At 36.1% G+C, this 12,889-nt stretch carries 13 protein-coding genes; 12 read left to right on the forward strand and 1 reads right to left on the reverse strand.

What is annotated here, in order from left to right:
* Nucleotides 1-146 precede the first annotated feature (146 nt).
* From ACFSRZ_RS07020 to ACFSRZ_RS07040, 5 genes are all read left to right on the forward strand, one after another.
* Nucleotides 147-821 (forward strand): SCO family protein, encoded by a 675-nt coding sequence (locus ACFSRZ_RS07020; RefSeq protein ID WP_379665829.1) that lies wholly within the window; start codon nt 147-149, stop codon nt 819-821.
* Between the two features lie 115 nt (nt 822-936).
* Complete coding sequence (locus ACFSRZ_RS07025; protein WP_379665830.1) at nt 937-1,167, forward strand: FeoA family protein; 231 nt, start codon at nt 937-939, stop codon at nt 1,165-1,167.
* On the forward strand, nt 1,164-3,278 hold the full coding sequence (gene feoB / locus ACFSRZ_RS07030) for a ferrous iron transport protein B (RefSeq protein WP_379665831.1): 2,115 nt from the start codon (nt 1,164-1,166) through the stop codon (nt 3,276-3,278). Before ACFSRZ_RS07025 ends, feoB begins: the two co-directional genes overlap by 4 nt.
* Nucleotides 3,278-3,391 (forward strand): FeoB-associated Cys-rich membrane protein, encoded by a 114-nt coding sequence (locus ACFSRZ_RS07035; RefSeq protein ID WP_379665832.1) that lies wholly within the window; start codon nt 3,278-3,280, stop codon nt 3,389-3,391. The genes feoB and ACFSRZ_RS07035 overlap by 1 nt, the downstream gene beginning before the upstream one ends.
* Nucleotides 3,392-3,478: 87 nt before the next feature.
* Complete coding sequence (locus ACFSRZ_RS07040) at nt 3,479-4,009, forward strand: DUF2911 domain-containing protein (protein WP_379665833.1); 531 nt, start codon at nt 3,479-3,481, stop codon at nt 4,007-4,009.
* A 51-nt stretch (nt 4,010-4,060) separates the two neighbouring features.
* On the opposite strand, the gene ACFSRZ_RS07045 is transcribed toward ACFSRZ_RS07040, so the two are convergent.
* Nucleotides 4,061-4,969 (reverse strand): DMT family transporter, encoded by a 909-nt coding sequence (locus ACFSRZ_RS07045; protein ID WP_379665834.1) that lies wholly within the window; start codon nt 4,967-4,969, stop codon nt 4,061-4,063.
* 233 nt (nt 4,970-5,202) lie between these two features.
* Between ACFSRZ_RS07045 and ACFSRZ_RS07050 the strand changes: the two genes are divergently transcribed.
* The 7 genes from ACFSRZ_RS07050 to ACFSRZ_RS07080 all read left to right on the forward strand — a co-directional run bounded on the left by ACFSRZ_RS07050 (nt 5,203) and on the right by ACFSRZ_RS07080 (nt 12,845).
* On the forward strand, nt 5,203-5,754 hold the full coding sequence (locus ACFSRZ_RS07050; protein ID WP_379665835.1) for a porin family protein: 552 nt from the start codon (nt 5,203-5,205) through the stop codon (nt 5,752-5,754).
* Between the two features lie 112 nt (nt 5,755-5,866).
* Nucleotides 5,867-8,866, forward strand: a complete 3,000-nt coding sequence (locus ACFSRZ_RS07055; protein ID WP_379665836.1) for a leucine--tRNA ligase — start codon at nt 5,867-5,869, stop codon at nt 8,864-8,866.
* Between the two features lie 70 nt (nt 8,867-8,936).
* Entirely contained in the window at nt 8,937-9,677 is a 741-nt protein-coding gene (locus ACFSRZ_RS07060) for a PepSY domain-containing protein (protein ID WP_379665837.1), read from the forward strand.
* Nucleotides 9,674-10,144: a hypothetical protein gene (locus ACFSRZ_RS07065; protein WP_379665838.1), complete on the forward strand. Its 471-nt coding sequence runs from the start codon at nt 9,674-9,676 to the stop codon at nt 10,142-10,144. The genes ACFSRZ_RS07060 and ACFSRZ_RS07065 overlap by 4 nt, the downstream gene beginning before the upstream one ends.
* Nucleotides 10,145-10,209: 65 nt before the next feature.
* Complete coding sequence (locus ACFSRZ_RS07070; RefSeq protein ID WP_379665839.1) at nt 10,210-11,616, forward strand: sensor histidine kinase; 1,407 nt, start codon at nt 10,210-10,212, stop codon at nt 11,614-11,616.
* A 15-nt stretch (nt 11,617-11,631) separates the two neighbouring features.
* Nucleotides 11,632-12,414 carry an enoyl-CoA hydratase/isomerase family protein gene (locus ACFSRZ_RS07075; RefSeq protein WP_379665840.1) on the forward strand — a complete coding sequence of 261 codons (783 nt, stop codon included), beginning with the start codon at nt 11,632-11,634 and terminating at the stop codon, nt 12,412-12,414.
* An 80-nt stretch (nt 12,415-12,494) separates the two neighbouring features.
* On the forward strand, nt 12,495-12,845 hold the full coding sequence (locus ACFSRZ_RS07080) for a YciI family protein (RefSeq protein WP_379665841.1): 351 nt from the start codon (nt 12,495-12,497) through the stop codon (nt 12,843-12,845).
* The last annotated feature ends 44 nt before the right edge of the window (nt 12,846-12,889 follow it).

Below are 12,889 nucleotides of genomic sequence, written 5' to 3' on the forward strand. Positions count from 1 at the left end.
CGCACAAATGTACGCTTTTCAGGAGAGTTGTAAAAGATTCATTTTCCAATCCCATTTTATTTTAACAAAGATTTAGGCAGTAAAAGAGGCGAAATTGTTTTAACAGAGGAATTCTATGCCGTAAATTTGCAAAAGAATTCAGAATCATGAAGTTGAGTTTCTTTAAAAAGTCTATTCCTACACTTATTTTTTTGGCAGTCTTTTCTGTGATCGGAATCACTGTTTTCTATCAATTATTGTCTGTAGATAAACGATTGAAAATTTACAACCCTATTGATGTCAACCCAAGATTGGTAGATGTTTCAGTAAAAAATGTGCAGAAGAATCATATAATTTCAGACTTTGCATTAACCAATCAGAACGGAGAAACCATAACCAATGAAGATTATAAAGGCAAAATCTATATTGCCGACTTCTTTTTTACCCGTTGTCAGACCATTTGTATTGCCATGGCATATAATATGAGTGAATTGCAAGAATATTATAAAAATGACAATGAGATTATGTTCTTATCACATTCTGTAACCCCTGTAATGGACAGCGTTCCTGTATTAAAGGAATATGCTTTAAGAAAGGGAGTGATCGATGGAAAATGGAATGTGACTACCGGCCCCAAAAAGCACATCTATGACTTAGCCAGAAAAAGTTATTTTGCAGTATTGGACGAAGGAAATGGTGATGAAAACGACTTTATTCATACCGAACAATTTGTTTTGATCGATAAAGAAAGAAGAATTCGTGGTTTCTATGACGGAACCAACAAAGAAGACATGCAAAAGATCAAAGACGATATCAAAACACTTAAAAAAGAGTACGAGTAAAGTTCTTGACAAAGAAGTGAGAAAGTTAAAAAACACTTCTTCGTTGTTTAGAATCATTCTAATATAGTATCTTTGCGTTCTAATTTATTTCTGCATAAGCAGGAATCTCTATTGAGTGACAACAATTGCATCCTTACAAATTGGCGAATTAGCCTATGTTTCTGAAGAATCTCTAAGCGAGATTCCTTTAAAACTATTAGAAATGGGTTGTTTACCGGGAGCCGAAGTAGAGCTCATTCAGGTAGCGCCACTAAAAGACCCGTTATACATCTGTGTAAACGGAAGTCATCTAGCCATTCGAAAAGAAACCGCTGCTAAGATTCAAATCATTAAAGCCAACGAATGAGCGAAAAGAAAACCATTAATGTTGCTTTAATCGGAAACCCCAATACAGGGAAAACCTCTTTATTCAATCAATTAACAGGATTGAATCAAAAAGTAGGAAACTACCCAGGGATTACCGTTGATAAAAAAGAAGGAACCAGTAAACTTCCCGGAAACGTAAAAGCATTGGTAACCGATTTGCCGGGAACCTACAGTATCAATCCTACGTCTGCTGACGAAAGTATCGTTTTGAAAACTTTATTGAATTCAAGACACGATAAAACACCGGACGTAATTGTTGTGGTGGCCGATGTTGAGAATTTAAAAAGAAACTTGTTGCTCTTTTCGCAGGTTAAGGACTTAGAAATCCCTACCGTTTTGGTCATCAACATGGCTGATCAGATGAAGCGCAAAGGAATCACCTTGAACTTAGATGAGTTAAAGAATGAAGTAGACAACGAGGTAGTATTGATTAGTGTTCGAAAGGATGATGGAATCGAACATGTAAAAGAGGCAATTGTTAAAAGTTACGAAAAGAAAAAAGCCTCTCCTTTATGCAATATCAATCATAAGATTGATTCTACATATTTTGAGAGACTACAAGAAGTCAACCCAAACTATTCCATTTATGAATTGTGGTTGATGATCACTCAGGACAGTTTTCCAAAAGCGATCACTGAAGAAGAAAAACAACAGTTGATCGATTTTAAGAATAACTCTAAAAACCTAAAGAAATACCAACACAAAGAAACAATCTACCGCTACCAAAGAATCAATGAGATCTTAAAGAAAACCTATGTAGTAGATAGATCCCAAGCGACAGATACAAGAGCTAGATTAGACAAGATCTTTACTCACAAGATCTTTGGATATGTACTGTTCTTTGGATTGTTATTGCTCATTTTCCAATCTATTTTTGAATGGGCAACTGTACCGATGGACTTTATCGACGCTACCTTTGCTGATCTAAGTTCGTTCATTAAAAAACAAATGCCGGAAGGTGTTTTGAATAACTTAATTACAGAAGGAATTATACCGGGAATTGGTGGTGTTGTCATCTTCATTCCTCAGATTGCCATTCTGTTTTTATTTATTGCCATTTTAGAAGAAACAGGTTATATGAGCCGTGTGGTTTTCTTGATGGATAAGATCATGAGAAAATTTGGAATGAGCGGAAAGAGTGTAATCCCATTGATTTCAGGAACTGCCTGTGCAATTCCGGCTGTAATGGCAACGAGAAATATCTCAGGATGGAAAGAACGACTAATTACTATATTGGTCACACCATTCACTACCTGTTCAGCTAGATTGCCAGTATATGCTATCTTGATTGCATTGATCATACCAGATACAGAAGTGTTAGGTTTTTTAAGCTTGCAAGGACTTACCTTATTAAGTTTATACATCCTCGGATTCTTAACAGCAGTAATTGCTGCAATAATCTTACACAAAACACTTAAAGTAAAAAGCACATCATTCTTTGTGGCAGAAATGCCGGATTATAAAGTTCCATCAATTAAAAATGTATTTTTTGAAGTAGTTGAAAAAACCAAAGCTTTTGTTTTTGATGCAGGAAAAATCATTTTAGCACTTTCTATTGTCTTATGGTTCTTGGCATCTAATGGACCACAATCATTCAAAGATGCAGAACAAAGTGTAATTGAGAATGTGAATAACCGACAATTATCACAAGAAAAGTTAGATCAGAAGATTGCTTCAGCAAAATTGGAAAATTCTTATATAGGAATCATGGGGAAAACCATAGAACCTGTGATCAAGCCTTTAGGATATGATTGGAAGATAGGAATAGCTTTGATTAGTTCCTTTGCAGCTCGTGAAGTATTTGTTGGTACATTAGCTACTATCTACTCTGTAGAGAGTGATGATGAAGATACCACAACAATCAAAGAACGAATGGCTTCGGAGGTCAATCCGGATACAGGAGAAAAACGATTTAATTTCCCTGTAGGAATGTCCTTACTGGTATTTTACGCTTTTGCCATGCAGTGTATGGCTACCTTAGCCATTGTAAAAAGAGAAACCAAGAGTTGGAAATGGCCATTAATCCAGCTGTTTGGAATGGGAACATTAGCATATCTGGCATCTTTTCTAGTATACCAAATATTGAGTTAATGCAAGAGGTCATTGTATATATTATTGTTGCAGCAGCTGTAGTTTTCTTAGCTAGAAAATTCTTTTTCAAACCCAAATCCAATTCGGGGTGTGGAACAAACTGTGGATGTTAAAATCTTAACATAACATTAATACTCTTCCATTGTAAGGAGTCTTAATTTTAAGGACTAATGGTTTAAATCAAACTAAAATATTTCATCATGAAAAAAACTCTTTCTTTAGTAGCGGCTTTAGTATTAGCTGTTATTTTTTCTAACCAAGCAACAGCACAAGAATTTAAAGGACTAGATAAGAGTCCTATGGATGTAGCAGCATACCCTTCTAGCTACAGAGTTTCTGATAAAGTTGTAAAAGTAACATACAGCAGACCTCAATTAAAAGGGAGAAGCCTAGGAAAATTAGCTCCGGCCGGAAAAGTTTGGAGAACAGGTGCCAATGAAGCAACTGAAATCACATTCTACAAAGACGTAAACTTTGGAGGAACTCCAGTAAAAGCAGGAACGTATACAATGTATGCTATTCCTGGTGATAAGGAGTGGACGATCATTATTAGTAAACAATTGAATGTTTGGGGATCGTACTTCTACAAAGACAGTCAAGATGTAGCAAGAGTAAAAGGAAAAGTATCTAAGTCTAAAGACAATATCGAAGCGTTTTCAATTGCTTTTGGAGACGACAAGACTATGTATTTAGGATGGGGCGATACGATCGTAAGTGTTCCTGTAAAGTAACATCTACGACTTTATATATCTCCAGGCCGCAAACGTAAGTTTGCGGTTTTTTTATGCCTTTTTAGGTTGCTTACTTATTAGAAAAACACCTAAGAAAACCAACAAACAACTTACAATTTTAATCCAGCCAATGTCTTGCTTATACTGCTCGTGTCCTAGCCAGTAAGCATAAATACTCACCATAATAAAGCTAATTGCCGGTTGTAAATAAATATAACTACCATTTACAGAAGGAGCAACATTGTTCAAAGCATAAATATTAAACAGATAAGCCAAGAAAGTAGTTCCGATAATTACAAAAGCAACGGTTAAGTATGTATGTAAAGTAAAGGCCGAAAAATCCGTTTGAACCGCATCTCCAATTCCAAACGGAAACATAAAGATGAAGCCAAATAAGAATACCCAGCTTACTACTGTAATCGTATTGTATTTGGCCATCAAAGGTTTTACCAAAACCAAATACAAACCATAAGAACAAGCATTGATAAAGATGAACAAATTACCGAGTAAAGAACTGGTTCCATCAGAAGAATTTCCGGTAGAGATAAGCAAGATTGCTCCAATTGCACCAATGGTAACACCAATTACTTTGTTGGAAGTAATCTTTTCTTTTAAAATGAAAAAACTAAAGATTAGTACCAATATAGGAACCGCAGTAATAATAATAGACGCATCAATAGGTGAAGTTAGATTTAACCCATGAAAGAATAACAACTGATTGGCAGCAACACCTAATAATCCACAGATCAATAAGCGCATCATATCCTTTTTCGCAACACTTTCCTTGATAAATGCTTTTAACAACCAAAACAAAATTCCGGCCCCAACTATTCGTAAAAAGACAAAAGCAGAAGCTCCGATCTTATGGGGCATAATCCCTTTGGCGATGATGTGGTTTGCTCCGTAGATTAGGTTTGCTCCTAAAAGTGCCAAATGCGCTTTTAATATTTTAGAGTTCACGATGGTTGGTTTTAGAAGTACAAAGAACAGGAATTTCACAGAATTGAAAGCATGAAAAATAAAGATTCACAGCTTTTAGAGATTTGTTAGAATTTGAAAAAAATAACTGGAGTTAAAAATCTGAAAAAGAAGAACCTATCTCTTTAAGGTTTTTTTGCAAAAAGAAAAGGAGGGTTTTTGGCATAGTACTTGTTTTTATAGCTCACGAAATAAAAAAAACAAGAATTAAAATGATGAAAAAATTACTATTTGTTATGTTATTAGGAGCGTTTGCTATGAACATGAATGCTCAAGAAGTAAAACTAGGATTAAAAACAGGATTAAACATAGCTAACATAAGAGTGAATAGCTTAGATGCCGACTCTAGAACAGGATTCCATTTTGGGGCAATAGCTGAATTACAATTAACAGATCGATTTTCGATACAACCAGAAGTTTTGTACTCTCAATTTGGAGCAGAAGAAGAAAGTGAGAGTTTAAGAATCAATTATATTTCTATTCCAATCATGGCAAAATACTATATCGTAGATGGATTTTCTTTTGAAGCCGGACCTCAGTTTTCTTTTTTGGCAAACGACGAATTAGAAGTGTTTAGTCCTATTGGAAGCGGAGTATTTAACCCTGAAGTAAATAGCTTTGATTTGGCATTAAATTTAGGAATGGGATATCAATTTAATGGAGGAATCTTTTTTCAAGCAAGATATAATTTAGGTCTGACCAACGTACAATCAAATCCCGATGTAAAAAACGGAGCACTACAATTGTCCTTAGGATACAGATTTTAGTTTTTATAACACGAACAAACCTCTTCATTTTGAAGAGGTTTTTCTTTTCTACACGTTTTTCACTTCCAAACAATAAATGTAAATTTGCATCCTTTAAAAGAGAAGAAATACGATGCAATACAATCATCAAGAGATAGAGAAGAAATGGCAAAAGTATTGGGCAGATAACCAAACCTTTAAGGCCAGTAATGAATCTGACAAACCGAAATATTATGTCTTAGACATGTTTCCTTACCCATCAGGAGCAGGATTACACGTAGGGCACCCACTCGGATATATTGCATCAGACATCTATGCAAGATACAAACGTCACAAAGGATTTAACGTATTGCACCCACAAGGGTACGATTCTTTTGGGTTGCCGGCAGAACAATACGCCATCCAAACAGGGCAGCATCCTGCTAAGACCACAGAAGAGAATATTACAACCTACCGCCGTCAGTTAGATCAGATCGGATTTTCTTTCGATTGGTCGCGTGAGGTAAGAACATCCAATCCAAAATACTACAAGTGGACACAATGGATCTTTATCCAATTGTTCAACTCGTGGTACAACAACGATTCAGATAAAGCAGAAGATATTTCAACCTTGATCTCTCTATTCAAAGCTTCAGGAAATGCAGAAGTAAATGCAGCTTGTGATGAAGATATAGAAAGCTTTACAGCAGAAGATTGGAAGAACTTTTCAGATAAGAAACAACAAGAAATACTATTACAATACAGATTAACTTTCCTATCAGATACCGAAGTAAACTGGTGTCCTGCTTTAGGAACTGTATTGGCAAATGATGAGATCGTAAATGGAGTTTCAGAGCGTGGAGGACATCCGGTAGTTCGTAAAAAAATGACCCAATGGTCTATGCGAATCTCTGCCTATGCACAACGTTTGTTAGATGGGTTGAACGGCATCGATTGGCCACAGCCTTTAAAAGATTCACAAACCAACTGGATCGGTCGTTCACAAGGAGCTATGGTAAGTTTCAATGTAGACGGACACGATGCACAGATCGATGTGTTTACCACAAGACCTGACACCATTTACGGAGTAAGCTTTATGACCTTAGCACCCGAACATGAGTTGGTTGCTAAGATCACTACTGATGAGCAAAGAGCAGAAGTAGAAACCTATATAGAAGCTACATCTAAGCGTTCAGAACGTGATCGTATGGCCGATGTAAAAACCATTTCAGGAGTTTTTACCGGAGCCTATGCTATTCACCCTTTCTCAGGAGAAAAAGTGCAGATTTGGATTGGAGATTACGTATTGGCAAGCTATGGTACAGGAGCTGTAATGGCAGTACCTTGTGGAGATCAACGTGATTACGATTTTGCGAAGCACTTTGGAATTGAGATTCCTAACATTTTTGAAGGGGTTGATATTTCTGAAGAAGCATTTGCTGATAAAGAAAAAACTGTGATCGCCAACTCTGATTTCTTAAACGGATTGTCGTATAAGAAAGCCATGAAAACCGTGATCTATGAAATGGAACAACGAGGAATTGGTTACGGAAAGATCAATTACCGTTTGCGTGATGCAGTATTTAGTCGCCAACGTTATTGGGGAGAGCCATTTCCGGTATATTATGTAGACGGAATGCCGCAGATGATTGCAGATGAACATTTACCAATCAAACTACCGGAAGTAGAAAAATACTTGCCAACTGAAGACGGAAGACCTCCATTAGGAAACGCAGAAGTTTGGGCGTGGGATACTGAACAATGTACAGTTGTCAGTAATCAATTAATTGATCACAAAACAGTATTCCCGTTAGAATTGAATACGATGCCGGGTTGGGCAGGAAGTTCACAATATTTCAACCGTTATATGGACCCAACCAATAATGAAGCAATCTTCTCTCAAGAAAGCATCAATTACTGGAAGCAAGTAGATTTGTATATCGGAGGATCTGAGCATGCTACTGGTCACCTATTGTATGCGCGTTTCTGGCAGAAGTTTATGTTTGATAAAGGATTTGTACCGGTAGATGAATTTGCACAAAAACTGATCAACCAAGGGATGATTACTGGAGAAAGTGCATTTTTTTATTGGATAAAACTTGAAATTGACTATCTGATAATAGATAAAGATTCTGAAGGAAATATTTTATCAGAGTTTGAAGCTGAGACTACAAAAATGTTTATTATTGAGATAGACCTTGTCAATAGTGTTGGAAATACCTCTCATGCGTTAGTATCCAAATCAATTGACGAAATACGAAAAACATTTGGCCCAAATACTGAAATCAAATTAAGGAATTTCTCTGGAGGACTAGCTCATGGTCAGCATGTAGATGTTTCTCTTATTAACCCTTCAAACAATGAATTAGATATTAAGAAATTTAAGTTTGATAAAAGGTATAAAGACTTCCAAGATGCAAGAGTTATATCTAAAACTGATGGAAGAACGTATGTTACTCAAAGAAGTATTGAGAAAATGTCTAAATCCAAATTCAACGTAGTAAACCCAGATCGCATCTGTGAAGAGTACGGAGCAGACAGTTTACGTTTGTTTGAAATGTTCTTAGGACCCTTAGAGCAATCTAAGCCATGGAAAACTTCAGGAATTTCAGGAGTATCTTCTTTCTTAAAGAAACTATGGAAGTTGTATCATGATCAGGAGGGTGTCAACATTTCAGATGCCGAGCCTACCAAAGACGAGTTAAAAACATTACATAAAACCATCAAAAAAGTAGAAGAAGACATTGAGAATTTCTCATTCAACACGTCCGTTTCTACCTTTATGATCGCTGTGAATGAATTAACAGCTCAGAAGTGTAACAAACGAGCAATTCTTGAGCCATTATTAGTATTGATCTCACCTTATGCACCGCATATTGCAGAAGAATTATGGTCTAAATTAGGAAACAGCGAGTCTATCTCAGAAGCAGCATTTCCGGTATTTGAAGAAAAGCACTTGGTAGAAAGTACCAAGAACTATCCAATCTCATTCAACGGAAAAACACGTTTTATGTTGGAGTTGCCATTAGATATGAGCAAAGAAGAGATTGAGAAAGTAGTGATGGAACACGAAAAAACCCAAGCGCAATTGCAAGGACGTACACCTAAAAAAGTAATTGTTGTTCCGGGTAGAATTATCAATATTGTAGGATAAATCAAATAAAAAAATAGCAAAGAACCCAAGGTCGTTGTATTTTTACAACGACCTTTTTTATTTTACAATCATGGGAATCAAAACACAACGAATTACCAGAAAAACACATCGGTATTTAGGATTGTTTATTGGAATTCAATTTCTCTTTTGGACCATCGGAGGCTTGTACTTTAGCTGGAACAACATGGATGATGTTCATGGAGAAACACTGTTAGACAAGACCGAACACAACTTTCATTTTTCGTATGATCAAAGAACAACCGATCTGCTAGCTCATCTAGAAGAATGGGATTCACAACCCATTTTAAGTGTAGAAGGTGTGGTGGTAAATCAAGATAGTCTATTGCGAATCACAAGAGCAAACGATGTAAAGTTTGTGAACTTGACAGACAAGAAAATTCAGGAAGCATTAACCAAAGACGAAAGTGTTGCATTGGTAAAAAGCAGGCTGTACGAAGATTTAGACATTGCCAATGTAAACTACCTGACAGAAAAAGAAATTACAAAAGGACACGAATACAGAGGAGGAGCACTTCCTGCGTACGCAATTACCTTAAAACACCCAACAAACACCACAGTATATGTACATCCTATAACAGCAAAGATCACCAAAGTTAGAAACGACAACTGGAGAAGGTTCGACTTTTTATGGATGCTGCATGTAATGGACTTTGAAACTAGAGATCACATTACAAATTGGACTCTCAGAATCTTTTCCATCTTAGGTTTATTAACTATCTTGTCAGGGCTTTACTTGTTTTATATAAGTTCCCCTACCATTAGGAAATTCAAAACCAGATTGAAAAAATGAGATTGAAAAATATAGCCTTATTCATAAGCTTTGGAATGCTATTTGCTTCCTGTGGGAAAGAGAATCATAACCTAAAAGAATATATGGTAGATTCTTGGCAAACCACTTATATAAAAATAGAGATGCCTACATTTCAGAAATCAGATTCTACCCATGTTTTTGAAGATACCTTTGAAAACAATCCTGCCAGAATTGTACAATCGTCTTATAAAGATGATGGTACGTTTACCACCTGGTCTTTGAACAGAGAAGGAAAACGTTATGGAGATTCTAAGGGAACTTGGGATGTAAAAGGAGATTCACTTTTCTTAGAATTTTTCTACGATGGCAGAACCGTAAAAGAAGCCTATTTTGTAGAAAAGATTGAAAACGGATTCAAAGGAAAGAGTTTGTATGATTGGGATAAAGACGGAGAATTTGATGATCTGCTTCAAATGAGAACCAAAAGAATTGAGTTAAAAGAGTAAAAAGTAAAGAGAAAGAAGTGTTTAACGTTAAAAACATATCGCTACGTATTCGCATATTCCTGTCGATGATTCTCATTGTATTATTGGCATCGGTACTGATTATTACAGTAACCATATATCAATATGACGAGCAAACCAAGGACTATAATGTAAAGCGTTTTGAGCGTAAAGAACAAAACGTAAAAAACAGGATTAGTATAGACTTTCATAATACTTCATTCCCTGTCAATACCCAAAATCTTGGAAACATTTTTCAAGAACGTATTTTTCAGATCTCAGACATTCACAAGTTAGAGATTTCAATGTTTGACCTTAGCGGAAAGTTGATCAAAACCTCCATTCCGTATTCGTTCAAAGACTCTGTTTCTAAAGATTTGAATCAAACGAGAGTTCAAGAACTGTTAAATGCTCCTGAGCATAGAATTTTTGAAGTAAAAGAAGAAGAAGATGCGAGTTACGAGACTTCCTTTACCTATTTAAAAGACCCATTAGATAAAACCATTGCCATTTTAAAATTAGAGTTTCGTCAAGACAACTCAGAACAAGAACAAGAGTTACGAGAATTTCTTTCTAGATTAACCTTAGTATACTTCTTTATGTTCCTGTTGGCAATAGTATTGGCCTATTTCTTATCAAGCTATATCACTAGATCTATCAAAACCATTACGAGTAAAATGCATCAAACTCGTTTGTATCATAGAAACGAAAAGATCATTCTAGAAGACTCGAGTTCCGAATTAGACATTCTGGTTGAAGCCTATAACAATATGATTGATCAATTGGAAGAAAGTGCCGTTAAATTAGCGCAAAGTGAACGTGAACAAGCATGGAGAGAAATGGCAAAACAAGTTGCTCATGAGATTAAGAATCCATTAACTCCTATGCGACTCTCTGTACAGAGTTTTGAGCGTAGGTTTGATGCCAATGACCCTAATATTGATGAAAAAGTAAAAGAATATAGTGAAACATTGATTCAACAGATCGATGTTATGAGTTCTATTGCATCGGCATTCTCAGACTTTGCTAAAATGCCTACTCAGAAGAAAGAAAAGATTGAAGTGATTGGTGTAGTAAAAATGGCATTGGATATCTTTAATGAAGGATATATAACCTATCATCCTGAAGAAAAAGAACTGTACGGAAATCTAGATAAAACTCAGTTGATCCGTATCGTAACCAATTTGATTACCAATGCAACACAAGCAGTAGAAGAAAAACCTTTCCCGCAAGTAAGAGTAATAGTATCTACAGAAGACGACAAGATTGTTATTGAAGTATCAGACAATGGAAAAGGAATCAAAGAAGAAGTAAAAGAATTGGTTTTCGAGCCGAAGTTTACCACTAAATCAAGTGGAATGGGACTTGGATTACCAATGATCAAAAATATTATTGAAGCCTATGACGGTACCATAGGATTTACCTCTCAAGAAGGAGTAGGAACAACATTTAAAGTAATTTTACCTAAAACATAATTAGAACAAACCATAATGGAATTTGAAAATATTTTAGTTGAGCAACAAAACGGATTGGCAAGTATTACTATTAACAGACCAAAGAAATTAAACGCATTAAACAAAGCTACCATAGCAGAACTACACGATGCTTTTGATCAGTTAGATAAAGATGCTGCTACCAAAGCAATTATTATCACTGGAAGTGGAGAAAAAGCTTTTGTAGCAGGAGCAGATATTTCTGAGTTTGCTGATTTTTCTGTTGAAGAAGGAGGAAAACTAGCTGCAAACGGACAAGAAACACTTTTTGACTTTGTAGAAAATTTATCTACACCGGTAATTGCCGCTGTAAATGGATTTGCTTTAGGAGGTGGATTGGAATTGGCCATGTCTTGCCATTTCAGAATTGCTTCAGACAATGCCAGAATGGGATTGCCGGAAGTATCTTTAGGAGTGATTCCCGGATATGGAGGAACCCAACGTTTACCTCAGTTGGTAGGTAAAGGAAAAGCCATGGAAATGATTATGACGGCCGGAATGATCTCTGCCGATGAAGCAAAAGAATCCGGATTGGTTAACCACGTGACTACACAAGAAGAATTGATTCCTTTGGCTGAAAAATTAGCCGGAAAGATCATGAGAAACTCATCTGTAGCCATAGCCGCAGCCATTAGAGCTGTAAATGACAATTTTGTTGATGGAGTAAACGGTTTTGAAACAGAGATCAGAGAATTTGGAAACTGTTTTGGAACAGGTGATTTTAAAGAAGGAACAACGGCATTCTTAGAGAAAAGAAAACCTAATTTTCCAGGAGAATAAAATTTTTTTAAGAATTGTGTCCAATCCAAGACAATAAATTCGTCTTTATCCAAAATCATTAACAATCAAAAAGTAACATTATGAGCAATTTTTTGTATTTATTTAGAGGAGGAGAAGAGAAATATCAGAGTTTATCTCAAGAAGAAAAAGAAGCACACATGCTAATTTGGCAAAAATGGATGGGTGGTTTGGCAGAAGAAGGTCGTTTGGTAGACGGTTTGCCATTGGCACAAGAAGGAAAGGTAGTTGTAAACCGAGGTGAGGTTATTACCGACGGACCTTTTGCAGAAGGAGCAGAAATGGTTGGAGGTTATCTGATTGTATCAGCCAAAGACCTCGATGAAGCTACCGAAATATCTAAAGGCTGTCCTATCTTCGACTACGATGGAAGTACCGTAGAAGTAAGAGAGATCTTATCGATGGATATGTAAACATCAAGAGAACATTAATAAAGTCCGAAATTGTATTTCGGACT

This window comes from Pseudotenacibaculum haliotis (assembly GCF_042684245.1).
Lineage (GTDB): Bacteria > Bacteroidota > Bacteroidia > Flavobacteriales > Flavobacteriaceae > Polaribacter > Polaribacter haliotis_A.